Origin of the sequence: Nonomuraea longicatena (assembly GCF_039525605.1) — a bacterium.
Classification (GTDB): domain Bacteria; phylum Actinomycetota; class Actinomycetes; order Streptosporangiales; family Streptosporangiaceae; genus Nonomuraea; species Nonomuraea longicatena.
Genome location: NZ_BAAAHQ010000021.1, coordinates 217,396 through 241,819 on the forward strand (window position 1 = coordinate 217,396; position 24,424 = coordinate 241,819).

At 69.5% G+C, this 24,424-nt stretch carries 23 protein-coding genes; 12 read left to right on the top strand and 11 right to left on the bottom strand.

Going from position 1 to position 24,424, the window contains the following annotated elements:
• Positions 1-40: 40 nt before the first annotated feature.
• Positions 41-1,282 carry a helix-turn-helix domain-containing protein gene (locus ABD120_RS20725; protein WP_343951598.1) on the top strand — a complete coding sequence of 414 codons (1,242 nt, stop codon included), beginning with the start codon at positions 41-43 and terminating at the stop codon, positions 1,280-1,282.
• Between the two features lie 348 nt (positions 1,283-1,630).
• On the opposite strand, the gene ABD120_RS20730 is transcribed toward ABD120_RS20725, so the two are convergent.
• The 5 genes from ABD120_RS20730 to ABD120_RS20750 form a co-directional block, all read right to left on the bottom strand.
• Positions 1,631-2,290, bottom strand: a complete 660-nt coding sequence (locus ABD120_RS20730) for an NUDIX hydrolase (protein ID WP_343951599.1) — start codon at positions 2,288-2,290, stop codon at positions 1,631-1,633.
• Positions 2,291-2,300: 10 nt separating this feature from the next.
• Positions 2,301-4,097 (bottom strand): DUF4434 domain-containing protein, encoded by a 1,797-nt coding sequence (locus tag ABD120_RS20735; RefSeq protein ID WP_343951600.1) that lies wholly within the window; start codon positions 4,095-4,097, stop codon positions 2,301-2,303.
• 43 nt (positions 4,098-4,140) lie between these two features.
• Positions 4,141-5,229: a glycosyltransferase gene (locus ABD120_RS20740; RefSeq protein ID WP_343951601.1), complete on the bottom strand. Its 1,089-nt coding sequence runs from the start codon at positions 5,227-5,229 to the stop codon at positions 4,141-4,143.
• An 18-nt stretch (positions 5,230-5,247) separates the two neighbouring features.
• The gene (locus ABD120_RS20745; RefSeq protein ID WP_343951602.1) at positions 5,248-6,510 is read right to left on the bottom strand and encodes a nucleotide sugar dehydrogenase; all 1,263 of its coding nucleotides are present in this window, start codon (positions 6,508-6,510) and stop codon (positions 5,248-5,250) included.
• Between the two features lie 115 nt (positions 6,511-6,625).
• The gene (locus tag ABD120_RS20750; protein ID WP_343951603.1) at positions 6,626-8,290 is read right to left on the bottom strand and encodes a glycosyltransferase family 4 protein; all 1,665 of its coding nucleotides are present in this window, start codon (positions 8,288-8,290) and stop codon (positions 6,626-6,628) included.
• 56 nt (positions 8,291-8,346) lie between these two features.
• Between ABD120_RS20750 and wecB the strand changes: the two genes are divergently transcribed.
• From wecB to ABD120_RS20765, 3 genes are all read left to right on the top strand, one after another.
• Complete coding sequence (wecB, locus tag ABD120_RS20755; protein ID WP_343951604.1) at positions 8,347-9,477, top strand: non-hydrolyzing UDP-N-acetylglucosamine 2-epimerase; 1,131 nt, start codon at positions 8,347-8,349, stop codon at positions 9,475-9,477.
• Between the two features lie 56 nt (positions 9,478-9,533).
• Entirely contained in the window at positions 9,534-11,570 is a 2,037-nt protein-coding gene (locus tag ABD120_RS20760; protein ID WP_343951605.1) for a glycosyltransferase family protein, read from the top strand.
• A 142-nt stretch (positions 11,571-11,712) separates the two neighbouring features.
• Positions 11,713-12,489, top strand: a complete 777-nt coding sequence (locus tag ABD120_RS20765; RefSeq protein ID WP_343951606.1) for an IclR family transcriptional regulator — start codon at positions 11,713-11,715, stop codon at positions 12,487-12,489.
• Between the two features lie 4 nt (positions 12,490-12,493).
• Here the strand turns inward: ABD120_RS20765 and ABD120_RS20770 are convergent, their stop codons facing one another.
• Entirely contained in the window at positions 12,494-13,039 is a 546-nt protein-coding gene (locus tag ABD120_RS20770) for a CGNR zinc finger domain-containing protein (RefSeq protein WP_343951607.1), read from the bottom strand.
• Between the two features lie 82 nt (positions 13,040-13,121).
• On the opposite strand from ABD120_RS20770, the gene ABD120_RS20775 reads away from it, so the two are divergent.
• A complete protein-coding gene (locus ABD120_RS20775; protein WP_343951608.1) occupies positions 13,122-14,396 on the top strand; it encodes an MFS transporter in 1,275 nt (424 codons plus the stop codon).
• Positions 14,397-14,478: 82 nt separating this feature from the next.
• Here ABD120_RS20775 and ABD120_RS20780 read toward each other — a convergent pair whose 3' ends face one another.
• Positions 14,479-14,796, bottom strand: coding sequence for a DMT family transporter (locus tag ABD120_RS20780; RefSeq protein WP_343951609.1), 318 nt, complete (start codon positions 14,794-14,796; stop codon positions 14,479-14,481).
• Positions 14,797-14,807: 11 nt separating this feature from the next.
• Entirely contained in the window at positions 14,808-15,158 is a 351-nt protein-coding gene (locus ABD120_RS20785) for a DMT family transporter (RefSeq protein ID WP_343951610.1), read from the bottom strand.
• A gap of 83 nt (positions 15,159-15,241) precedes the next feature.
• Here ABD120_RS20785 and ABD120_RS20790 point away from each other — a divergent pair, with 83 nt between their 5' ends.
• Positions 15,242-15,673 carry a MarR family winged helix-turn-helix transcriptional regulator gene (locus tag ABD120_RS20790; protein WP_343951611.1) on the top strand — a complete coding sequence of 144 codons (432 nt, stop codon included), beginning with the start codon at positions 15,242-15,244 and terminating at the stop codon, positions 15,671-15,673.
• Positions 15,674-15,709: 36 nt separating this feature from the next.
• Here the strand turns inward: ABD120_RS20790 and ABD120_RS20795 are convergent, their stop codons facing one another.
• Positions 15,710-16,333: a hypothetical protein gene (locus ABD120_RS20795; protein ID WP_343951612.1), complete on the bottom strand. Its 624-nt coding sequence runs from the start codon at positions 16,331-16,333 to the stop codon at positions 15,710-15,712.
• A gap of 266 nt (positions 16,334-16,599) precedes the next feature.
• Between ABD120_RS20795 and ABD120_RS20800 the strand changes: the two genes are divergently transcribed.
• Complete coding sequence (locus ABD120_RS20800) at positions 16,600-18,567, top strand: NAD(P)-binding protein (RefSeq protein WP_343951613.1); 1,968 nt, start codon at positions 16,600-16,602, stop codon at positions 18,565-18,567.
• Positions 18,564-19,142 (top strand): hypothetical protein, encoded by a 579-nt coding sequence (locus ABD120_RS20805; protein WP_343951614.1) that lies wholly within the window; start codon positions 18,564-18,566, stop codon positions 19,140-19,142. The genes ABD120_RS20800 and ABD120_RS20805 overlap by 4 nt, the downstream gene beginning before the upstream one ends.
• Here the strand turns inward: ABD120_RS20805 and ABD120_RS20810 are convergent.
• A complete protein-coding gene (locus tag ABD120_RS20810) occupies positions 19,117-19,884 on the bottom strand; it encodes an SDR family NAD(P)-dependent oxidoreductase (protein ID WP_343951615.1) in 768 nt (255 codons plus the stop codon). The two genes, ABD120_RS20805 and ABD120_RS20810, sit on opposite strands and share 26 nt — an antisense overlap.
• A gap of 150 nt (positions 19,885-20,034) precedes the next feature.
• Between ABD120_RS20810 and ABD120_RS20815 the strand changes: the two genes are divergently transcribed.
• The 4 genes from ABD120_RS20815 to ABD120_RS20830 are packed head-to-tail and all read left to right on the top strand — an operon-like array spanning position 20,035 to position 23,426.
• A complete protein-coding gene (locus ABD120_RS20815) occupies positions 20,035-22,122 on the top strand; it encodes a sensor histidine kinase (RefSeq protein ID WP_343951616.1) in 2,088 nt (695 codons plus the stop codon).
• 8 nt (positions 22,123-22,130) lie between these two features.
• Positions 22,131-22,526: a roadblock/LC7 domain-containing protein gene (locus ABD120_RS20820; RefSeq protein WP_343951642.1), complete on the top strand. Its 396-nt coding sequence runs from the start codon at positions 22,131-22,133 to the stop codon at positions 22,524-22,526.
• Between the two features lie 2 nt (positions 22,527-22,528).
• Complete coding sequence (locus tag ABD120_RS20825) at positions 22,529-22,876, top strand: DUF742 domain-containing protein (RefSeq protein ID WP_343951643.1); 348 nt, start codon at positions 22,529-22,531, stop codon at positions 22,874-22,876.
• Positions 22,857-23,426, top strand: coding sequence for a GTP-binding protein (locus tag ABD120_RS20830; RefSeq protein WP_343951617.1), 570 nt, complete (start codon positions 22,857-22,859; stop codon positions 23,424-23,426). Before ABD120_RS20825 ends, ABD120_RS20830 begins: the two co-directional genes overlap by 20 nt.
• On the opposite strand, the gene ABD120_RS20835 is transcribed toward ABD120_RS20830, so the two are convergent.
• Positions 23,423-24,388: a DUF4331 family protein gene (locus ABD120_RS20835; protein WP_343951618.1), complete on the bottom strand. Its 966-nt coding sequence runs from the start codon at positions 24,386-24,388 to the stop codon at positions 23,423-23,425. The genes ABD120_RS20830 and ABD120_RS20835 overlap by 4 nt on opposite strands.
• Positions 24,389-24,424 lie beyond the last annotated feature (36 nt).

Genomic DNA, 24,424 nt, shown 5'->3' on the forward strand with positions numbered 1-24,424 from the left:
GGGAGAAGGACTGTCCCCTCTCCCCGCCCCGAGGTGCGACATGGCCACCGAACATCCCCCGCTGACCCCGGCATGGGCCGAACTCCTACGTGAGAAACGACGCCAGGCCGGCTGGTCCCAGAAGCAACTCGCTATCCGGCTGATCAAAGCAACAGGCGGCAGTATCCAGCTGCCGGACCTCGACTCGGTGATTCGTCGGATAAAGGACCACGAAGCAGGGCGACATCAACCCACTGATCCTTACCTCCTGCTGTACAGCCGAGTCTTCGACTCAGGTGACGATCGCCTTCTCCCCAAATCACCGGCACCCGTGCCGATCGCCCCGATTCCCGCACTTGCCCCAGACGCCGACCTATATGAGCGTATTACCCGAGCCATTCGCGAACCGCGCCGCATGGACGAGGTAACGCTTGAATGGCTGGATCGTTGTCTCTCCGAGCATCGCTACGCTGAGGACACACTTGGCAGTGGCCCACTATTGCCAACCGTTATGGCGCAGTTCTCTACTGTCATCGATCTCGCTCACGGCGCTTCGGGGACGTTCGGGGGCCGCTTGGTCGCCCTGGTGGCTCAATACGCACAGTTCGTGGCCTGGATGTGTCAGGACGCCGGGAATGAGGGCGCCGCGCTCGCTTGGTACGACCGGTCTCACGCATGGGCGTTGGAAGCCGGAGACGCCTCACTCGCTGCCACCACACTGAACATGCGGGCACATCAAGCATGGAGCCTCGGAGACGCCCAGAAATGCATCAGGCTCGCCGAAGCGTCGCGTTGGCACGACGGTCGCACCACGCTCGGCGTTCAGGGCATGGCCAGCCAGATGATAGCGCGAGGTCACGCGCAGATGAATGACGCCAACTCGGCGCGTTCTCGATTGAGCGAAGCAGAGGATATGATTCGCCGCGCCGCGCGGCATCCCGAAGACGAGCCTCCGTGGATGTATTTCTACGATGAGGGGTGGTTTCGAATGCAGAGAGGGATGGCAGAACTCCAGCTGGGAAATGGTAACCACGCAGTCGAATTGCTCGAAGATGGGCTACGGACTCTCCCGGAGAGCTATCGACGCGACCGCGCATGGTTTCGGGCGTGCCTTGCGCGCGCGCATGCTGTGCAGGGCGACGCGGAGGCAGCGACGGATGTGGCGATCAAAGTGGCCCCGGACGCGGTGGCCGTCAACGCGCACGCGGTGGCCGAACTCCGGATGACCGCTGACCAGCTCGCTCGGGTCGATGCGCCGGGCGCGCGAGACATTCAAGAGCGGCTTGCAGCGCTCACGCAATGACCCTGTGACGATGCCCAACACGCTGGCCTCGAAGTTGTTGCCCGCCCGACATCGGCCGCCTTGCCTGCCTTTGTGCGCCTGATCAAGGAAACAGCTTCTCGTTCCCTCACAAGGCCACCGGGAACGCCCGGTATCGGCGCCCGAACCCGGGCTTGCCCTGGAAGGAGCACGGGCGAGCGTGAGCGAGCGCCTTTCGGTGGGTGGGCGTAGGTGGGTAACCACCCAGATGGGCAAGGGGTGGGAGAGGAAGGACGGCTGAGCGAAGCGAAGACCGCAAGGGGTCGGGCCCTCGGCCCGACTGGAGACATGGGCGGAGCGCCTTGCTTTTAGAAGCGGAGCGCTGTGCTTTTAGGAGCGCAGCATCGGTGGGTGGAGGAGTTCGGCGGGGCCTCGGCGGTAGAGTTTGGCGGGGCGGCCGCCGTCTCTGGTGGTGGTTTCGCCCGTTTCCATGAGGAAGCCTTCGGCCTTGGTGACCTTTCGGTGGAAGTTTCTGGGATCCAGGGGGCGGGCCCAGACCAATTCGTAGACGCGGCGCAAGTCTGCCACCGTGAATTCGGGTTCGCAGAAGGCCGCCGCCAGTGAGGTGTACTCCAGTTTGGCGCGGGCGCGTTCTATCCCGTCCAGCATCATTCTGCGGTGGTCGAAGGCCATCACCGTCAGTTCCGCCACCGGCACCCACGCCATGTGCGCCTTCTCCGAGGCCGGTAGGTCGGGGGCCAGGCACAGGTAGGCGACGCTGAGGACGCGCTGGCGCGGGTCGCGGTCCGGGTAACCGTATGTCTGCAACTGTTCCAGGTGCAGGGTGCCCGCGCCCGGGATGCCCGCCCGTTCGGTCATGATGCGGCGGGCGGCGTCAGGCAGGTCCTCGTCCAGTTGGATGAAGCCGCCCGCCAGCGACCAGCGGCGCAGGAACGGCGGGTTGTCGCGCCGCCACACCAGCGCGCTGAGTGCCTGGCAGCGTACGGTGAGCACGACCAGATCCACGCTGACGGGCACGCTCGGGACCATGTTCCGCACGTTACACGCTGATCCGCACGCGCAACGGTTCCGTCGTCTCCTGGCCGGTGGGCAGCTTCACCCGCACGCGCACCCATTCTCCGGCGGGCACCTGCGCCCAGTCGAAGGGTACCCACGCGGTCTGGAGTCCTTCGGCCAGTTCGCCGGCGGGGGCGACGTCGAGCCAGCCGGTGGCGGCGATGTCCAGGTCCTTGGTGCCGCCCGACCATTCGACGGTGACGGTGCCGCCGCTGAAGTTGTATCCGCGGACCTCGACGCCGTCCTGGATGCTGCGGGCGCGGCGGATGGCGTCGACGGCGATGGGGCGGCGGTAGTCCTTGATGATCTCGGATTCGAGGGTGGGCGAGCCGCAGGTCATGAAGTCGCTCCACATGTAGGAGACGATCTTCTGGACGTACCGTCCGGCCATGGCGACGGCCTGGTCGAGGCGCTTCTTGTCGGTTTTGCCGCGGGTGCCCTGGGGCTGGCAGGGCTTGTCGCCGGAGGTCGAGGGTTCGAACGCCTCCACATTGGCCCACAGGTCGACCTGGTGGCCTTCGGCGATCATCTGGTCGCGGGCGAGTGACATCTCGCGGTAGTAGTCGCGGGTGGAGCCGTGGTAGGCGTCGCCGTAGGTGCTCTCGCCGATGAGGGGGCGCAGGCGGGCGTCGATCTCCTCGTCGCGCTGGTCGGGCCAGTACAGGCCGACCTTGCCCGTCCCTCTGCTGTCCTGGGGGGCGATGATGCCGACGCCGGTCTTGGCGAGGGCCTTGAACGCCTCGGCCACCTGCTTGGGGGTCTGCCCGAAGCCGACGCGTTTGCGAGCGTCCATGTACGGGCTGATCAGGATGGGTTTGCCGGACAGCTCCTGTTCCACGATCTGGTGCTGGCCCGCGTAGACCTCCAGCGTGGGGTTGGTGGCCAGGGTGGCGCCGAGCATGACCTCGAAGGGCTGGTAGACGCCACCGAGCGCGGCTCTGCCGTCGAACCGGGCGCCGTAGTCCTGAAGGAGGCGGCGGGTCAGGGTGGTGAGCGTGGTGAGGTGCGTCGGGTTGGCCCTGGTCTCCTGGCCGGGCATGCGCGGGGCGAGCGGCAGCGCGGGGAAGACCCGTACGCCGAACTGGTCGCCGAGGGACAGCAGTCGCGTGAGGCTGTCCTTGTCGGGGGCCGAGCCGCTGACGAGGATCAGGTCGTACGTGCGGGGTTCGTCGAAGTCGCAGGTGGAGTCGTCACCGCCGTCCATGGGGGTGAGCAGCCGGTAGTAGAAGCGCTTCCCGGCGTCGATGGCGCGTTCGACCTGGGTGCAGCGGAACAGGTCGGGGCCGAAGCCCTCGTCGGTCCGGTAGACGTACGTGCGCCCGATGCGGTTGCCGGGGTGGAGTCGCTTGAGGTCCGCTTCGGCGGCCCGCAGGCAGGAGCGTCCGTCCTCGACGCAGTCGGCGTAGAGGGGGTCGACGCCTTCGCTCTTCTTGGCGAGGATGCGGCCCTGCTCGTCCACGGTGCGGTACTGCAGGCCGTACCCGATCCTGATGACGGTGTCGCCGCCGACGCGGTGGATCTCCTGGAACTGGTGCCGCCAGGTGCACGGATCGGCCTTGGGGGTGATCCAGTAGCCGGTGATCGCGTACGGGTACTTCTCGGCGGTGTCGAAGGTGCCGCACTCGTCCTGGACCTTGCTGACCTGCGGGGTCGGCTCGGTCTTCGCGGGGGTGGGCTGGGCCTTGGGCGGTGGCGGGTCTTCGGAGGAAGGTAGGACGATCACCACGGCCGCCACGGCCACGAGGATCACCGCGCCGAGGAGGACGAGAAGCCAGCGCACGTTGAGGAATCTACCGCCTTTGTGATCTGTCGGAGATAAACCGCTATCTCCTGACGCCTGCCCACGCCTCCAGTTGGGTCACGAACCGCTTGGCGGAGTTCGGCCAGTGGTGGTTGGCGCGCGCGGCCGCGTACCCGCGCGCCCCCTGCCCGTGCCGCTCCCGGACGTCGTCGCGAAGCGTGAGTACGGCCTGCGCCACCGCCTTCGCGTCCTCCCACGGCACGACGACACCGCTGTCGTAGCGTTCGACCAGTTCGACCGCCCGGGGAGAGGGCGTGGTGATGACCGGGATGCCGTGCGCCATGTACTCCACGATCTTCGTGGGCATGGAGTGCCGGTAGTTGGGCTCGTCGTGCAGCAGGGACAGCCCGGCGAGCGCGCCGTCGAGCCGCTTGAGCGCCTCGTCGTTCGGCATGAAGTCGCGCCACTCCAGCAGCCCCTCGGCCACGGCCTCGTTGAGCATCGGACGGCTCTGCGGGTCGGCGTAGCCGATCAGTTCGACCGCGACCCGGTACGGCTGCAGTATGCGCGCCACCTCGACGGCCTCGCGCACGCCGCGCGCCCACGACAGCCAGCCCAGGTAGACGACCCGGTCGTCGCCGGGCGGGGTGACGGTGTCCGGCACCCAGGTCTCGTTGGGGACGATCAGATGGGCGTGCTTGAACCGCCCCGCGTACGCGGTCTCGGCCAGCAGCAGGTGCATGTGCCGCTCGGCCGTGCCTTCGAGCATGCGGGCGAGGAAGCGCACCGGCGGACGCAGGAACGACGGCAGCCACGGCTTGAGCGACAGCGTCGCCGGGGTGTCCTCGTGGACGTCCCACACCATGGGCGGGCGCTTGCGCACGCCCCACAGCGCGAACAGCAGTTCGGGGTCGTGCACGAGCACGAGATCGACCTTGTCGCGCATCTTCTTGAAAAGCTTGCGCGCCGCCCAGACGGCGGCGATCCGCCGCCTTTCGGCGGCTCTGGGCAGGTCGACACCGTTGACCCACGAGCGGGGGACGACTCCACGGGCACTGTACGGCGCCGCGTACGTGACCTCATGGCCGGCGTCCACGAGCGCGCGAATCTGCCGATGCAGGATCCGGGCGTCCTCGGGGTGATGCACCACCGTCATGACGAGCACGTGCACTGCGCGCAGCCTCCGTCGCTACAGCCGCTCGACGCGTTCACCCTCGGTGAGCACACCGCGGGTGTCCAGCACGAGCCGGGCCTTGTCCTCGACCATCGCGAGGTCGAAGGCGGCGTGCTTCTGCATCAGCAGTGTCACGTCCGCCTCCACTACGGCCTGGCCGAGATCCTCCTCGCGCGGCACTTGGGTGCCGTCGACAAACCACTCCTTGACGTACGGATCGACGTACGAGAGCTCGGCGCCCAGCTCCAGCAGCGCACGCGCCACGGGAAGGGCCGGGGTCTCGCGCTCGTCGGCGATGTCCTCCTTGTAGGTCACGCCGAGCATGACCACCTTGGCGCCGTTGACGGCCTTGCGGTCGCGGTTGAGCAGGCGCTGCACGCGTGCCACCACGTACGACGGCATGCGCTCGTTGATCTCCTGGGCCAGTTCGACGAACCGGAAGGGGTAGCCGAGCTTGCGCACCGTGTAGGACAGGTAGGACGGGTCGACGGGGATGCAGTGCCCGCCGACGCCGGGCCCGGGGAGGAACTTCTGGAAGCCGAACGGCTTGGTGGCCGCGGCCTCGATGGCCTCCCACAGGTTGATGCCGAGCTCGTCGCAGAAGATCGCCATCTCGTTGACGAGCGCGATGTTGACGTGCCGGTAGGTGTTTTCGAGCAGTTTGGCCATCTCGGCCTCCCTGGTGCCGCTGACCGGCACGACCTGCTCGATGAACTGGGCGTAGAAGGCGGCGGCGCGGTCGCGGCAGGGCCGGGTGTAGCCGCCGACGACCTTGGGTGTGTTGCGCAGGCCGAATTTGGGGTTGCCCGGGTCGATGCGCTCGGGCGAGAAGGCGAGGTGGAAGTCCTCGCCCGCGACCAGGCCGGAGGTCTCCAGCAGGGGGCGGGCCACCTCATCGGTGGTGCCGGGCCAGGTGGTGGACTCCAGGACGACCAGGGTGTCCTTGGCCAGGTTGCGCGCGACGGTCTTGGTGGCGCCCTCGACGGCCGACAGGTCGGGACGGTGGTCCTCGTCCAGCGGCGTGGGCACGCAGATGACGATGGTGTTGCTCCGGGCCAGCACGGACTCGTCGAGCGTGGCGCGGAATCCGCTGGCCAGCATGTGGTCGAGGTCGGCGTCGGTCAGGTCGTCGATGTAGGACTGCCCGGCGTTGAGCGCCTCGACCTTGACGGGATCGACGTCGAGGCCGACGACCCGGAGCCCAGCCGCCACGGCCTCCTTGGCCAGAGGCATGCCGACGTACCCCAGGCCGATGACAGTCAAGTCGATTTCTGTCACGTCAGCACCTTGGCAAGCCGGAAACAACACTTCATGGTGGCAAAGGCTATCTCAAGTCCACCTAGCTCACGCCTAATGTGAGCGAACCTGTCGGAACCGACAGCCAATTGACAGGTCATCGTTCATCTAGCGTTCGGTACAGGTTCCGATAGGTCTCCGCGACACGGCTCCACGTGCGCTTGGCCGCGACCTCCGCGCGCCCCGCCTCGCCCATCTCGGCGCGCCTGGCCGGGTCCTCGCTCAGCTCCGCCAGCGCCTGGGCGAGCGCCTCCGGGTCGCCGGGCGGCACGAGCAGGCCGGCGCCGTCCGAGCCCACGAGCTCGGACAGGGCGGGCAGATCGCTGAGGACGACGGGCTTGCCGAGCGCCATCGCCTCGACGGGTTTCAGTGGCGTAACGAGTCGGCAGACGCGCAGGTCCTCGCGCGGGCAGACGAAGATGTCGATGGCGGCCTGCGCCTGCAGCGCCTCCTCGGGGCCGACCCGGCCGGGCAGGATCGCGGTGTCCAGGCGCAGTTCGTCGACCAGGGCGAGCAGGTTCTCGCGCTCGGTGCCGTCGCCGACGATCAGCGCGCGGACGCGGGCGCCCTGGTCGCGCAGGAGCGCAGCGGCCCGCAGCAGGGTGGCGAAGCCCTCGTAGGCGACGATGCTCGACACCGAGCCCACGACGATCTCGCCGTCGGCGATGCCCATCTCGCGGCGGAAGGTCGCGCCGTCGTACGACGCGGTCAGCAGCGAGTCGTCCACGGCATTGGGCGCGAGGTGGATGCGCTCGCGTGGCACACCGCGATCGACGATCTCGGTCGCCATCGTCTCGGCGAGCGTGACGACGGCGTCGGCCTCGCGCATCAGGAACGCCTCGCGCTCGCGCTGGAGCACCTGCCGTTCGCTGCCCACGCGGACCTCGGGGTCGCGCGAGGCCCAGGTCTCCTCCAGGAAGCCGCGCACCTCGTAGACGAAGGGTGTGGAGGTGCGGGCGCGCACCGCGTGGGCGATGGAGCCGTTGCGGTGGTCGGTGGCGGCGTGCAGCACCCGGGGGCGCAGCCGTTCGACCAGCGCGGTGACCTCGTCGGCGCCCCTGATGATGCGCCCGCGCGTCTCGAAGGGCATCTCGCCGCGCCCGTCGGGCAGCAGCCGGTAGTAGGGGATGCCGTCGATCTCCTCGAACGGCGTCGCCTCGGCGTGCCCCTGCAGCATCGGCCAGCCCCAGCTCGTGACCACGTGCGGGTCGAGCCCTGCGGCCTTCTGCGCGGTGACGATGCGGTGGGTCCGCACGGTGTACCCGGCCTGCGCGTACGGCAGCGCGTTGGTGACGCAGTGCAGCACCCGCCCGGTGACCCGCTCGCCGACCTGGACCGGCGGCTTGGCCGGGATCGGGTCGGGGCTGATGGCGGCCAGTTCGCCCACGTAGTAGGCGTGGCGCCGGTTGACGAAGGGGTACTTGGTGAAGGGGGCGAGCGCCTCGGCGGCCTGGGAGACGCGGCCGTCGTTCCAGTGCTGCTTGGCCTCGTGCCAGGGCGCGTTGACCGCGCGCATGCTGATCTTCCGGTATGCCCAGCGCACCTTGCGCGCGGTGGGCCAGGCGACCCGGCCCACGATGGGGCGCAGCTTGGGCGGGAGGGCGTCGGCTGCCGCCTGTGCCACCCGTACCGGGTCCGCTCTCACCTTCGTCGCGACGACCCGGGAGACGATGATCGGGTGCTGGACGAAGCCCTTGAGTAGTCCACCGACACCGGCGCGGGCCGACTTGGCGGAAACCTTGCGTCTGGCGTCGGATACCACGCGGTGACCGTACCATAGGCAACGTTTTTCCCTATCCGCTATGAAAGGCGAGGTCAATGAGGGAGAACCCCCTGGTCCTGCATGTCCTGGGTGCCCGGCCCAACTTCGTGAAGGCGGCCCCGGTGGTGCGGGCACTCGGCGGGCTCGGCGTCAGGCAGGGCATCATCCACACAGGTCAGCACTATGACGCGTTGATGTCGGACGTCTTCTTCCAGGACCTCGCGCTGCCCGAGCCGCTGGCGAACCTGGCGGTCGGTTCCGGCACCCACGCCAAGCAGACGGCGGCGCTGCTCGTCGGCCTCGAAGAGGTCTTCACCGAGCACGATCCCGACCTGGTCGTCGTGTACGGCGACGTGAACTCGACGCTGGCGGCGATCCTGGTCGCGGCCAAGCTGGGCATCCCCTCCGCGCACGTCGAGGCGGGCCTGCGCTCCTTCGACCGGGGCATGCCGGAGGAGGTCAACCGGATCGTCACCGACGCGCTGTCGGACCTGCTGTTCACGACCTCGCCGGACGCGCTGCAGTTCCTCGCCGCCGAGGGCGTGGCCGCGCACAAGGTGCACTTCGTGGGCAACCCGATGATCGACAGCCTGTTCTCCGCGATGCCGCGCCTGGATCCGGCGCCGGTGGCCGAGCGGCTGGGCCTGCCGTCCAGGTACGCCGTGGCGACGCTGCACCGCCCGGCCAACGTGGACTCGCCCGCCGCCGCGAAGGAACTGGTGGACGCGGTGCTGGCGGTGGCCGAGCGGGTGCCGCTGGTGGTGCCGATCCACCCGCGCGGGCGCACCCGCCTGGCCGAGGCCGGGCTGGTGGACGGCCCGACGGTCAAGGTCGTGGACCCACTGGGCTACGTGGACTTCCTCTCGCTGGTGCGCGGGGCGGCGCTGGTGGTCACGGACTCGGGCGGCGTGCAGGAGGAGACGACCATGCTGGGCGTCCCGTGCCTGACCGTACGGCCCAACACCGAGCGGCCGGTGACGATCACGCACGGCACCAACCGGCTCGTGACGCCCGCGCTGCTGCCGTCGGCGGCCGACAAGGCGCTCGCGGACGGGGCGGCGACGCCGTCGGGCGAGCTGCCGCCGCTGTGGGACGGCGCCGCAGGCCCGCGCATCGCGCGGGTGATCGCGGCCTGGCTGAAGGGTGACAACCTCTCCCCCGCCTCGCAAGGTACGCGTTCTTCCTGAATCTGTACGGTTTCCGCCGTAACATGACAAATCCCGCGATGCGATAGGCGAGCACCATGGCCGAAACCCCAGAAGAGCCGACCTTCCAGCGGCTCGGTCCCGTCAACTGGCTGCCCGAGGAGCGCAAGCTCGTCGAGCGGTACGAGGCCGACATCAGGGAACTGCGGCGGCGGCTGGAGATCGCCGAGGCCAAGGCCGCCTACGCGTCGTGGAAGCTGGAGGCGACGCACGCCAAGCGCACCTTCAAGCTCGGCGAGGCGCTCGGCTCCAAGAGCCCCGGCCGGATCGTGGACGCGGTGCGCTCGCGCGAGCGGGCGCCGCAGGCCCCCGAGCCGGTGACGGACGTGATCGAGGCGGCGGGCAGGCGCCCGCCGCCGGTCGAGGTGCCCGCGATCAAGTGGCCCGCCGGGCCGGTCGACCGGCCGGACCTGAAGGTCGCGGTGATCCTGGACGACTTCTCCCGGATGGCCTTCAAGTACGAGTGGGACCAGATCGAGTTCGGGTTGAAGGACTGGCCGGAGATCTTCGCCGAGCGGCGCCCCGACCTGCTGTTCTGCGAGTCGGCCTGGCACGGCAACCAGGGCCGCTGGCGCTACCAGATGACCGGGACCAACGCGCCCAAGGAGCCGCTGCGCGAACTGGTGGGCTGGTGCAAGCGGGAGGGCATCCCGACGGTCTTCTGGAACAAGGAGGACCCGCCGAACTTCGACTTCTTCATCGACACGGCCAAGCTGTTCGACTACGTGTTCACGTGCGACGGCGACATGCTCCCGAAATATCGCGAAGTACTGGGGCATGATCGGGTCGATGTGCTGCAGTTCGCCGCCCAGCCCCGCGTGCACAACCCGATCCAGCAGAAGCACGGGCGGCTGCACGACGTGGTCTTCGCCGGGATGTACTTCCGCAACAAGCATCCCGAGCGGCGCGAGCAGATGGAGACCGTACTCGACCCGGTCCGTGAGCTCGGCCTGCACATCTTCGCCCGCAACGGCGAGGTGGACGAGAAGTACGCTTGGCCGGACAAGTACCGGCCGCACATCGTGGGCGAACTCCCCTACGACCAGATGCTGGCCGCGTACCGCATGTACAAGGTCTTCCTCAACGTCAACTCCGTGCTCGACTCGCCGACCATGTGCGCGCGGCGCGTCTTCGAGCTGTCGGCGTGCTCGACCCCGGTCGTGACCGGCTGGTCGCGCGCGATCGAGGAGACCTTCGGCGAGCTGATCCCGATCGCCCGTGAACCGATCGAGTCGTACAACCAGGTGCTCCACCTGATCAACAGCCCCGAGCTGCGCGCCCGCATGGGACACCTCGCCATGCGCGAGGTCTTCGACAAGCACCTGTTCTCGCACCGGGTGGACCAGATCCTGCGCCTGCTCGGCCGCCCGGTCGCGCCGCGCTCGCGCTCGATCTCGGTGGTGCTGCCGACCAACCGCGCGGCGCAGATCGAGCACGCGATCGCCTCGGTGGCCAAGCAGATCCACCGCCCGCTACAGCTCGTCATGGTGCTGCACGGCCTGGACATCGACCCGGTCGTGGTCGCCGACAAGGCCCGCATGGCGGGCATCTCGGACGTGGTGGTGCTCCCGGCGTCGCCGGAGCTGTCGCTGGGCGCGTGCATGAACCTCGGCATCGAGGCGGCCGACGGCGAACTGGTCGCCAAGATGGACGACGACAACCTGTACGGCGAGCACTACCTGTCCGACCTGGTCAGGGCCTTCGACTACACCGACGCCGAACTCGTCGGCAAGGGCGCGCACTACTCGTACTTCGAGGGCTCCAACACCACGATGCTGCGCCTGCCCGGCCTGGAGCACAGGTACTCGTTCCTGGTGCAGGGCGGCACATTCCTGGGCAAGGCGTCGATGTTCGCGGCCTACCCGTTCGCCGACATCACCCGGGGCGAGGACACGCACCTGGTGCGGCGGCTGAAGGAGGACCGGGTCAAGATCTACTCGGCGGACCGGTTCAACTTCGTGTACTGGCGCAGCGCCGACGCCTCGATGCACACCTGGCAGGCGGACCACATCAAACTGACGCGCAACGCGCAGTTCTCGTTCGTGGGACATCCCGCCGACCACGTGCTGATCTAGTCTCTCCGTCACGGCCGGCCACCCCCCACCGCCACCCGCCGCCGCGCGCGGGCGGCCTCCAGGAACACGCTCCCGGATCCGCGCCACACCCCGCCGCGACGGCGCCCGTGCACCCCCGACATGGGAAGATAGGATGAGACGCGTGTCACAGGGGTATCGCAGTCGCAATTCCACAGCCGACCGGGCGCTGGACATTCTGCTGCTCTTCCGCGACGACGTCCTGGTTCTCACGGGCAACCGGGTCGCCGAGCATCTGGGGGTCGCGCGCTCCACCGCCTACCGCTATCTGCAGAGCCTCACCTCCATGGGCTTCCTGGAGGAGAACGAGGTCGGCGCCGGGTTCCGGCTCGGCCCTCGGGTGTTCGACCTCGCGCGGATCGCCCGCCGGGGGGTCGGCCTGTCCGAACTGGCCCGGCCGGTGATGCGCGATCTGGCGCAGACCACCGGCCACCCGGTGCTGCTCACCCGCCGCACCGGAACGGCCGTCGTGTGCCTGGAGCGCGAGGACGTCTCCCAGGCGCTGCGGCTGTCCTACGAGCGCGGGCAGGTGCTGCCGCTGAACGCGGGGGCGGCGGCGCTGGCGCTGATCGCCTGGGTGCCGCAGGCCGAACTCGCCGAACTGCTCGACACGCCGCTGACCCGCTTCACCGAGGCGACCGTCACCGACCCCGCCGTGCTCATGGCGCGGCTGGCGCAGATCAGGGAGCGGGGGCACGCGGTGGCGCGCGGCGAACTCGACCCCGACGTGCTCGGGGTGGCCGCGCCAGTGCGCGGCCGAGACGGCGGGGTGGTCGCGGCGCTGAGCATCGCGGCGCTGGCGCACCGGGTCTCCGACGAGGAGGTCCCCATGGTCGTGAGCGCGGTCACGAAGGCGGCCGGCGAACTCACCGATCTGGTGATCCGCCTGGACGCGGCCTGAGCGTTCAACCCTGGCGGCGGCTGCGGTAGGCGGCGGTCTTGGCGCGGGCCGTGCACGCCGCGCCGCAGTAGCGGCGGGAGCCGTTGCGGGTCAGGTCGATGTAGACGGCCTCGCACCGCTGCGCCTCGCAGGCGCCGAAGCGGTCGGGGCCGTAGCCGTCCACGATGAGGGCCAGCGCGGTGGCGAACTCGCCGCCGAGTGCCGCCACCTGACCGCCGCCGGAGCCGTGGAAGTGCAGGTGGAAGGGCTGGCCGACGTCCTCGACCAGGTAGGGCTGGGCGCCGTATTTGGCGATCATGGCGTTGATGCGGGCGGCCTGGTCGGCGGGCCGGTCGGCCAGCAGGACCTGCCGTAGCTCCCACGCCAGTTCGGCCAGGTGCGCTCCGGCGTCCGGCTCGGTGAGGACGGCCGCGCTGCGGCGCGCGCCGAGCAGGGTGGTGAACGCCTCCACCAGCAGGTCGCCCTCCAGCGGATCCACCCACGCCCCGCCGCGCAGCCGCACGGTGGCCAGGTTGACCAGTTCGGCGATCAGTGGAGCTTGCCGCGTCACGTTACAGGCTATTTCCATTTGACTGGTGACTCCCTTCCGGGGTGTCATAGGCGTAATCCAGTTAGATGGTAACGGAGCCGCCATGTTCGCGCCCTATCGCCGCCTGGTCACCCACCCGGGTGTCCTCTACCTGCTCGTCGCCGGGCTCATCGTCAAGCTGGGCACCCCCGTGCTCAGCCTCGCGCTGCTGCTGTCCGCCGTGGACCGGCTCGGCTCCTACGCCACCGCAGGACTCGTCCTCACCGGCCACGCCCTCGCCCTGGCCGTGTGCGCGCCGATCGGCGGACGCCTCGCCGACCGGTACGGCCCCCGCGCCACACTGACCGGCTACCTGATCGCCCACGCCGTCGCCTACACGCTGCTCCTGCTCACCCCGTCCGCGCTGATGATCGCAGCAGCGGTGCTGCTCGGCGTCACCACGCCGCCCGTCTCGTCGGTCATCAGGAGCGCCTGGCCCCGCCTCGTGCCCGCCGACACGCTGGCGGCCGCCTACGCGGCGGACAACGCCGTCAACGAGCTGATGTTCATCGCCGGGCCGCTGATCGTGCCGCTGCTGGCCCTGTTCGTCCCGGCCCACGGGGTGGTGGCGGGCGCGGGCGCCGCCGTACTGCTCGGCACGGTCCTGCTCCTGACCTCGGCCGCGGTGCGTGCCGGAGGAACCGCGACGGGCCACGCGGAACCCGGCGCCGCGACGAACCACACGGAAACCGGAACCGCGACCGACCACCCTGAACCACGCAGGTTCCGGCTGGCCGGGCCGCTCGCGCATCCGCCCACGCTGGTGCTGCTGACCATCGCCGCCTTCGGCACCTTCGTCTTCGGGTCGCTGCGCATCGCCACCGTGGCCGCCGCCACCTCCTTCGGCTCCGCCGCCTCAGCAGGGGTGCTGATGGGCCTGCTGTCGGTCGGCGCCCTGCTCGGCACCCTCGGGTACGGCGCGCGGGCCTGGCCGGTCACCGCCCGCCGCCTGCTCGTCCTGTTCTCGGTGGCGGAGGCGGCCGTCCTCGCCGCCGGAGCCTGGGCGCCCGGTTTCGCGAGCCTGGCCGTACTGATCACCCTGGTCGGGCTGGTGACCGGCCCGCGCGACGCGGTCATCCCCGCGCTGCTCGCCGACCACACCCCCGGCCGCTACCGCACCGAGGTCTTCGCCTGGCTCAACACCTTCATGTGGGCCGGGTACGGCCTGGGCACCGCCGTCGCCGGTCGCCTCACCGGCCCCCAGGACACCGGCGCCACCGCCCTCGCGGCAGCGGCGGGCGCCACGGTGGCCGCGGCGATCCTGGCCGTCGTCGCCAACCGGCTCACCACCCGCGCCGACCGCCCCGTCCCCGAGCCCGACCGGGCGACCGACGGCTGACGCCCTGCCGGGAACGCGTCGGCCGCCCGGGGCTCGCCCCAGGCGGCCCGCCGTACTCGTGATCGGGGCTCATGAGTACGGCTCAGCCCGAGGTCAGGCGCAGGAGCGCCACGCCCGCGATGATCGCGAGGAAGGACAGCAGCTTGCCCTTGGTGATCTTCTCCTTGTACAGCAGGGCTCCGAAGATCACGGTGCCGACGGCGCCCACACCCGTCCAGACGGTGTAGCCGACCCCCACGTCCAGTGTCTTCAGGGCGAGGCTCAGGAAGAAGACGCCGATCACGGCGGACACGACGGTGAACACGGAGGGCCACAGGCGGGTGAAGCCCTTGGCGGCGTTGGTCCCGAGTGCGAAGGCCACCTCGAAGACGATCGCTATTGACAGATAGATCCAGGCCATGACAGAACTCCCTAGACAGCGGCCGACTCGGCGGACTTCTCGGATTTTCCAGACGACAGCTTCAAGCCGACGACCCCGCCGATGATCAGCACGAAGGCCAGCGCCTTCCAGACCGTCATGACCTCGTCGAAGATGACGGTGCTGAAGATGACCGTGCCGACCGAGCCGATGCCCGTCCAGACCGTGTACCCGACACCGACGTCCAGCGTCTTCAGCGCCAGACTCAGGAAGAACACTCCGGTGATGGCCGCCACGACGGTCAGCACCGATGGGCCGAGGCGGGTGAAGCCCTCGGTGGCGTTGGTCCCGAGTGCGAACACCACCTCGAAGACCGCCGCGATGAGCAGATAGATCCAGGCCATGGGAGGAACCCCTTCAACATTTGCTTGTACATGCATAGTATGTGCGTGCATATTAGGCTGTGTCAAGACGTGAGGAGAGGTTCATGGCGACGATCGACGACGACATGTGGGTGGACGTGATCCGCCTGCACGCCCGCGTGGAACAGGCGCTGGCTGCGGCGTTGCAGCGGCACGGGCTCGGCCTGTCCGAGTACCGCGCGCTGTGCCACCTGTCGACCTCCGACGGCGGCTACCTGCGCATGCAGGAACTGGCCGACCTGCTCGGGCTCAACCAGAGCTCGGTCACCCGGCTGGTGGGACGCCTGGAGGGCAGCGGACTGAGCCGCCGCGACTACTGCGACGAGGACCGGCGCGGTGTCTTCACGCTGATCACCGACGAGGGCCGGGCCCGCAAGGAGAGCGCGGCGGCGACCTACGAGAACACCCTGACCGCCACCCTCGACCAGGCCGCCACCGAGGGCCTCGCCCCCACGGTGGCCGCCCTGCGCACGGCCACCCAGCCGGTCACGCGATAACAGAAGGCGACCGGCCGTTCACCCGTGAGCGGCCGGTCAGCCGATGATGCGGGCGAGCTTCTCGTCGGCCAGGCGCGCGAGCTCCTGCAGGCCCTTGCGCTTGATCTCCGCGCCGACGACGAGCAGGCTCGCCACCACACCCGCCCGCTGGATCAGCACCGCGCCGATCTGCGCCTCCTTGCCCCCGCTGATCGCCCTGGTGAGGAAGACGCGCGACTGGTCGCCGTGCTTGGGCAGGTTGAGCTCCTTGGTGACGTACACGACCTTCGACTCGCCCACCATGGCCTCGTAGCGTCCGCAGCCCTTGGGCAGCGGCCCGGGGAAGGTGTCGGTGGCGACCAGCGACTGGCTGATCGAGCCCGACTTGGAGGAGTAGGCCACGACGGCCGCCGGGGCCGCGCCGACCCGGTCGGCGTCGAGCTGCCCGATGCCCCTGCAGCCCGACTTGTTGACGGTGGCCTTCTTCAGCGCCTCCTGCCCCTGCTTGGTGGCCTTGAGCGAGGAGTACGCCCCGGTCTCGGGACCGTAGGTGATCTGCATGCCCTGAGGCGTGGGCAGCAGGGCGGTGCCGAGCCGGGCGGCGTCGACCGCCTTGGGGGCGGGACGCTCGGCGGGCGGCGCGGCGGACTCCCCACCGGAGCAGCCCGAAATGACCAGCATGCCCAGAAAAGCGTAGGAAAATGCCTTACGCATAAATTCTCCACCTCACTTCTGATCCCTTTCCCAAGACGTTAGAGGAATGGGAGAGTTGCCGCCACCCACTGTAATTATCGGGGCAATTGTCGGCGTTTATGGAGCGCCCTCCGATTCGAGGACCTGCAGAGAAGCCCTCCAAACAGGCATTCGCCGTAATAGTCCACGCAAAATATTCCTCCACCGCTGCGCGTCCGTGGGCGGCAATTACCGCAGCTGCTGATGATCTCGTCATGAGCGACATCAACCCCCGCAGGGCGCGCGAGCTCGGGATGGGCCGCCCCATTTCCCGCCGCGACTTCTTCGACGGCATCGCGATGACCGCGGGGGTGGCCGCGCTCGGATCCGCGCTCGGCTGCGGCCCCTCAAGCGGCGAGCCGGGCGTCATCGGCACCCCCGAACTGCAGGTGCCGATGGACGTGACGTTCCCGCCCGTCCTCACCGGCCTGCAGGGCAACACCGCACAGGCGCTGAGCGTGCCCCATGCCATGCGCGACGACCGGTTCTGGGAGTACGCGGGCACCCCGGAGTCCACCGGAGAGACCTACGACCTGGTCGTGGTCGGCGGCGGCATCAGCGGTGTGAGCGCCGCCTTCGAGTGGCTGCGGCGCGAGCCGCGCGCCCGCATCCTCATCCTCGACAACCACGACGAGATCGGCGGCCACGCCCGCCGTACCGAGTTCAACCCGGCGGGACGCAAGGGCCCGCTCGTCGGCTACGGGGGCTCGCAGTCGATCGAGGCCCCCTCGGCCTGGACGCCGGAGGGCAAGCTGCTGCTCGACCAGCTCGGCATCCAGCTCCAGAAGTTCGACAAGTTCTTCGACCAGGGTCTCTACCCCGGCCTGAAGATGTACGACAGCGTGATGTGCGACCAGGAGACCTTCCCCGTCGAGAAGCTCGTCAGGTACACCCCCGGCATCAAGGCTCAGCAGTGGGTCGCCGAACTGCCGATCGCCGAGCAGGCCAAGCGCGACCTGGTGCGGCTGTACACGAACCCGCCCGACTGGTTCCCCGGCCTGTCGCAGGAGCAGAAACAGCGCCGCCTCGCCGACCTCACCTACTCGGGCTTCCTGCTGGAGGTCTGCAAGGTGCACCCGGACGTGGAGAGGTTCCTGCGCTCGCAGTCGAACGACGACTGGGCCTACACGACGCAGGCGTTCGGCGCCATCGACGCCTGGGGCAGCAGCGAGGGCTGGGACTACCCGGGTTTCCAGGGCCTGAAGCTCGACGCGGCCAAGCCGTCCCGCTTCAACTCCCCCAGCATGATCAAGGAGTGGGACGCGAACGACCCGTACATCTACCACTTCCCCGAGGGCAACCAGGCGCTCGTGCGGATGATGCTGGCCCGGATGATCCCCGGCTTCGCGAGCGCCTCCGGCATGGACCGGATCACCACGGCCGACTTCAACTACAACCACCTCGACCTGCCCGCCAACCGGGTGCGCTTCCGGCTGTCGAGCCCGGTGGTGCTGGCGGAGAACGACGGCCCGGCAGGCAGCGCGACCAGCGCGACCGTCGGCTACTTCGACGGCGAGCGGATCAGGACCGTGCGCGCCGGTTCGGTGATCATGGCCTGCTGGAACATGGTCATCCCGTTCCTGGTGCCGACGCTGCCGGTGGAGCAGAAGCAGGCCATGCGCCAGGCGGTCAAGATGCCCATGCTGTACGCGATGGTGCAGGTGCGGAACTGGGAGGCCTGGCGCAAGATCGGCGTCCACCACACGCGGTGGACCGGGGCGTACTGGTGCGTGTCCCAGCTCGACTACCCGGTCAGCATGCCGGACTACGCCTTCCCGAAGGATCCGGGCCAGCCCGCGAACGTGCAGTTGGTCGCCGCCCCGTGCGCGTCGCAGATGGGACCGAGCGCGGGCGCGGTCTCCGGCCGCCACACGCTGCTCGGCACGCCGTACTCGTACATGGAGTACTCGATCCGCGACCAGCTCACCAGATTGCTGTCGCCCGGCGGATTCGACCCGACGGAGGACATCCAGGCGATCACGGTCAACCGCTGGGGGCACGGATACGCGCCCGAGTACTGCCGCCCCTGGGACGCCTTCTACCCGGACGGCCCGTTCCCCGCCGACCTCGCGCGCAGGCGGCACGGCCGCATCGCCATCGCCAACTCGGACTCGATCCCGGCCGCCTACGCCGACGCCGCCATCACCGCCGGATTCCGTGCCGTGGCGGAGCTGTCCGCATGAGGCCCTGGCTGAAGATCTTCCTGATCGGACTGGCCCTGTGGGTGGCGAGCGTGGCCGTCACCCTGTTGACGGCCAACTCCAACCTGGTCCCGACGGTGGTGCTGCTCGGCAGCTTACTCGTGCCGGTGACGTTCGTGGTGTGGGCCTACGGCCGGGGACGGTCCGCCGAGGTCACGGTCGAGCTGCTGTTCAAGGCGTTCGTGATCGGCGGCGTCCTGGGCGTGCTCGGCGCCTCGATCCTGGAGAGCTACCTCCACCCGTCGCTGCTCATGTACGTCGGCGTCGGCCTCATCGAGGAGGGCGTGAAGCTCGCGGCGCGGGTGCTGCTCGCCTATCTCGGCGTCTCGCTGCTGCACGCGCTGTGGGACTCGATGAGCGCCATCGCCATCGCGATCACCCTGTTCCTGGCCGGCAAGCCGTGGCAGTTCCAGTCGCTGCGCATCGGCAAGGTGCCGGACGTCACCGAGGCCCAGGTCCACCTGTACACGGTGCTGAACTGGGGCGGGCTCATCGTCATCTCGGCGGCCGCGCTGCTGTGGCTGCGGGCGCTCAGCCGTTCACCGCGCGGAGGCTGACCTCCCACAGCCGCTCGGCCAGCTCGGGGTCGGCGTTGCCCCGGGTGGGCCGGCCTCCGGCGTAGTAGCCGCCCGGCCGCCCCGGCGTGGTCGCCAGCTCCACGAGCCCGGCGGCGCCCCGCTCCGGCGGCTTGGCGAGGCCGGGGACCGCGAGGCAGGCCCGCATGAGCAGGGTGCCCCCCGCGAACCCGGTACGGATCACCCCCGGGTGGAAGCAGGTCGCGTGCACGTCCCGTTCGGCCAGCGCGGCGGTGAAGAGCATGTTGGCCTGCTTGGTGTCGCCGTACTGCAGCCAGCCGTTCCAGCGCCGCCGCTCCCTGTTGAGGTCGGCGGCGTCGAGGCGGCCGGAGCGGCCCGCCATGGAGGCGGTGGTGACGACCCGGCCGACGCGGCCGGTCAGTTCCAGGGTCAGCAGGAACGGGGCCAGGTGGTTGACCTGGATCATCAGCTCGTGCCCGTCGCCGGTCAGCCGCCTGGCGGGGCTCATCACCCCGGCGTTGTTGGCGAGCACGTCGATGTCGTCGTAGCGCGCCCGCAGCTCGCCCCCGAGCCGCCTGACGTCGTCGAGCGAGGTGAAGTCGCAGGTCAGGACGTCGGCTTCGGGACCGGTCAGGCTCGCCGCCACCGCGTCGAGCCGGGCCCGGTCACGGCCGACGAGGACGACGTGGTGTCCTCGTCGCGACAGTTCCGTTGCCGCTGCTGCCCCGATCCCGCTGCTTGCCCCGGTAATCACGCTTATCATCAGGTTCCTCCACTGCGCTGGAACCTTATTAGGTGCTAGTCTCCTGTGCGATCTTCCGGAGGCTATTAACACAAAGTGTGGAATGTGCCTCGACCCTGAGGTTGGAACATGGGCTCGCGTAACCGGTCAATTCGGTTCAAGATCTTCTTATTGCTGCTGCTGCCCTTGCTGTCGTTGAGCGCGCTCTGGGGCTTCGTCCTGAACCTCACGGTCGGAGACGGCCGCATCCTGCTCCGGGCCAACACCCTGTACGAGACCATCGGCGCCACCTCCATGGACCTGGGCCTCCAGCTTCAGGCCGAACGCAGCGAGTCCGTCGTCGCCGCCACCACCCGGTCGTTCCCCAAAAAGCTCGGCGAGCAACGTGCCCGCACCGACGCGTCCGTCGAGACCTTCCTGCGCTCGACCGCCCAGGCCGCCGACGCCATCGACACCGAGATCCGCCACACCCTCGACGAGCTCACCGGCGAACTCGCCCGGCTGTCCTCGATCCGCGCCGACCTCGACTCCGGCCAGAGCACCAGGCTCTCCGGGGTGAGCGAGTTCAACCGGGTCCTCGACACCCTGTTCCGCCTCTACGACCACCTCGTCTCCGTACCGGACCTCGCGCTCTACCAGCAGGCGGCCGCCCTGCAGGCGATGGGCAACGCCCGCGAGTACATCGCCAGGGAGCAGGCCCTCATCGCGGGCGCGGCCGTCGACGGCCGGCTCACCCCCGCCGAGGCCACCGCCTTCACCGAGTACGTCGCCTCGCGCAGGTTCCTGCACTCCCGGGGCCTGGCCGGGCTCGACGTCGGTTTCCGGCAGCCGTTCGAGCAGGTGATGAGCAGCGAGCCGTACCTCAGCTTCGCCGCCGCCGAGGCGCGCGTCGTCCAGACCGGCCGCCCGCCCGGCGACCTCGACGCCTGGGCGACCTCCGTCAGCAGGCTCTCCGAACGGCTCGACCGGCTCGGCGCCGTCTCCACGCAGGAACTGGCCCGCCGGGCCGGCGAGGCGGCCACCGGCATCGTGATCAAGATCGCGTTCGCGGGCGGTCTCGGGCTCGTCGCCGTCATCGCCTCCATCCTCATCTCCGTACGGTTCGGCCGCCGTCTCGCCGCCGAACTGGGCGGGCTGCAGACCGCCGCCGCCGACCTGGCCGAGGCCCGGTTGCCGCGCGTGGTCCAGTTGCTGCGCGAGGGCGTGGAGGTGGACGTCAAGGCCGAGGCCAGGCCGCTCAAGGTCAGCGGCTCCGCCGAGATCACCGACGTGGCGGGGGCGTTCGGGTCGGTGCAGCGCACCGCCGTACAGGCGGCTGTGGGGCAGGCGGCGCTGCGCGAGGGCGTCGGCCAGGTCTTCCTCAACCTGGCCCGCCGCAAGCAGGGCCTGCTCCACCGGCAGCTCGCGCTGCTCGACACCATGCAGCGCCGTACGCACGACCCCGACCGGCTGGAGGAGCTCTTCCGCCTCGACCACCTGACCACCCGCATGCGGCGGCACGCCGAGGGCCTGATCATCCTGTCCGGCGCCCAGCCGGGCCGCGTGTGGCGGCGGCCGGTGCCGGTGATCGACGTCGTCCGGGCGGCCATCGCGGAGGTCGAGGACTACGGCCGGGTGGACGTGGCCGAACTGCCCGGCGCGGCCCTCGACGGAGCCTCCGCCGCCGACCTCACCCACCTGGTCGCCGAACTGGTCGAGAACGCCACCATCTACTCCCCGCCGGACACCCACGTGCAGGTGCGCGGCGACCTGGTCAGCAACGGCTTCGTGATCGAGGTCGAGGACAGGGGGCTCGGGCTGAGCCCCGCCGAGTACTCCGCCGTCAACGCCCGGCTGGCCGACCCCCCCGAGTTCGACCTGGCCGACAGCGACCGGCTGGGCCTGTTCGTGGTCGCCCGGCTGGCCCAGCGCCACGAACTCCAGGTGCTGCTACGGTCCTCCCCCTACGGGGGCACTACGGCAATCGTGCTGATCCCCCGTAAGCTGGTCACCGAGCAACAGGCCCTTGAGCCGCCACCCGACCTGGAGCTGCCGACTCGCACCAGCAAGAAGCCACTGGCCGTCGTGGCCGAGGCGCCTTCGGGGCTGCCCCGCCGCAGACGCCAGACCAACCTGCCGCCCCAACCCGGCAAACCGCCGGAGCCACCGCCCACCACAGCCGAACGATCTCCCGACGAGGTACGCGATCTGTTCTCCGCGTTCCAACGGGGAACCCAACGCGCCCGAAACGAAGCCGACAACGAGGGGGACGACTCGTGAGCACGCCCATGACCAATTCCGGGGAGCTCAACTGGCTGCTCGACGACCTCGCGACCCGGGTCGCGGCCATCCGCCAGGCCGTGCTCCTGTCGACCGACGGCCTGGCCGTCGGCTCCTCCAAGGGTCTGAGCCGCGAGGACTCAGAGCACCTGGCCGCCGTGGCCTCGGGATTCCACAGCCTGGCCCGTGGCACCGGCCGCCACTTCGGCGGCGGTGACGTGCGCCAGACCATCGTGGAGATGGAGTCGGCGTTCCTGTTCGTCACGGCCGCCGGCCAGGGCACCTGCCTGGCCGTGATCGCCGATGCCAACGTCGACGTGGGCCACATCGCCTACGAGATGGCGATGCTGGTCAAGCGGGTGGGCCAGCACATCACGACCAACCCGCGATCGGCCCTGTCGTGAACATGTGGCTGGACGACGAGGCGGGGCCGCTCGTCCGTCCGTATGCCCTGACCAAGGGCCGGGTTCGCTCGGCCGGCGGCTCGCTCGACCTCATCGCCCTGGTGAGTGCGGTCGGCGACCCCCCAAGCGCGCTCGGCCCCGAGCAGCACGCCATCCTCCGTGCCGCGCGTACTCCCATCTCGGTGGCCGACGTGGCCGTGGAGCTGGACCTGCCCATCGGAGTCGTCCGGGTGCTGATCGGCGACCTGCGCGACCAAGGGCTTCTCACGGTGACCGCGCCCAACGCGTCCGGACCCCGGCCGACAGAGCGCATTCTCAAGGAAGTGATCAATGGACTACGCGCTCTCTGAGGATCCGATCGCGCTGAAGATCCTCATCGCCGGCGGCTTCGGCGTCGGCAAGACCACCCTCGTGGGATCGATCAGCGAGATCCGGCCCTTACGCACCGAGGAGGTGCTGTCCGACATCAGTGTCGGCGTCGACGACATCGGCGGCGTCGAGGCCAAGACCACCACGACCGTGGCCATGGACTTCGGCCGCATCACGATCAGGGAGGGCCTGGTCGTCTACCTGTTCGGCACGCCCGGCCAGGAACGCTTCTGGTTCATGTGGGACGAACTGGCCCACGGCGCGCTCGGCGCGGTGGTGATCGCCGACACCCGCAGGCTGACCGACTGCTTCCCCTCCGTCGACTACTTCGAGCAGCGGGGCACGCCGTTCGTCGTGGCGGTCAACTGCTTCGACGGCGCCGCCCAGCACAGCGTGGAGGACGTGCGCGTCGCTCTCGACCTCGACGACGACGTTCCGGTGATGCTCTGCGACGTACGCAGGCGGGCCTCGGCCAAGGAGGTCATGGTGACTCTGGTCGAGCACTCACTGCGCACACTGACCAACGCCTAGGAGTGCGGCGGGCCGAGATACGGGAAAACGGGCAGCAGATCGGTGTGCGGCCCGATCCCGTCACCCTGGATCCGGCCATTGCTGATCATCTGCAGCCGCGCGTCGGTGACGTCGTCGTCGAGCCGCCTGCCGTTCGGGTAGGCCGCCGGTTTGGAACGATCGAAGTGCAGCACGTCGGGCAGGACCGTACGGAGGGCGTCCGCCGCGGCCTCGGCGGTGTAGCCACCGGTGTGCTCCAACACCTTCACCCACAGGTCCCGATATTTCAGGACGTCGTCTTCCGGGTTGCCGGCGTTGTACTCGTCCTTGGCGTCCTCGGCGTTGAAATAGGCCGTGAGCGACGGATGGGCGCCCCGATCCACCGAGACCCACCGACCGTCCCGTTCGACGGTCACACGCCCCCACAGGCCGATCCGGGGCCCGTTCCCGAGGATCTGGTCGGGCACCTCCAGCACGATCCCGATCACGTTGTTGTCCGCGATGGTGTCGCGGCCCGTCCACGTGAAGTCGTTCCCGATGCCCTCCAGGTCGGCGAAGAACGGGTCGCTGCGCAACCCGGCCGCGAACGTCAGCCAGCCCTCCTCCGCCACGTACGGCTGCGCCCCGAAGGTCACCGGCACGTCGCGCAGGACCACATCCCCCGCCGCCTCGGGCGAACGGGCCTGCTCACCGGTCGCGTAGTGGACGGTGACCGTCTGGGCGCCGTCGCGCGGCTCGGAGAAGACGAAGCTGAAGGCCACGTCCGCCCGGTCGTCCCCGTCGCCGTCCACGTCGAGCCGGTAGACGGCACCCGGGTACGGATGGGGCTGGCCGCCGGGGTCGAACGCGAACGAGTTCACGTCCATGATCAGCACGGTGTGCCCCGGCCGTCCCGGCGCCTGGAAGGCGAACACGTCGGTGAGGTCGAGGCGCGCGTCGCCTGCGGGCGGGCGCAGGTTGGGGCCGCTCAGATGATGTGACATGCCTGCTGCATCCCCGGCCCGGCTCAGCCGCTATCC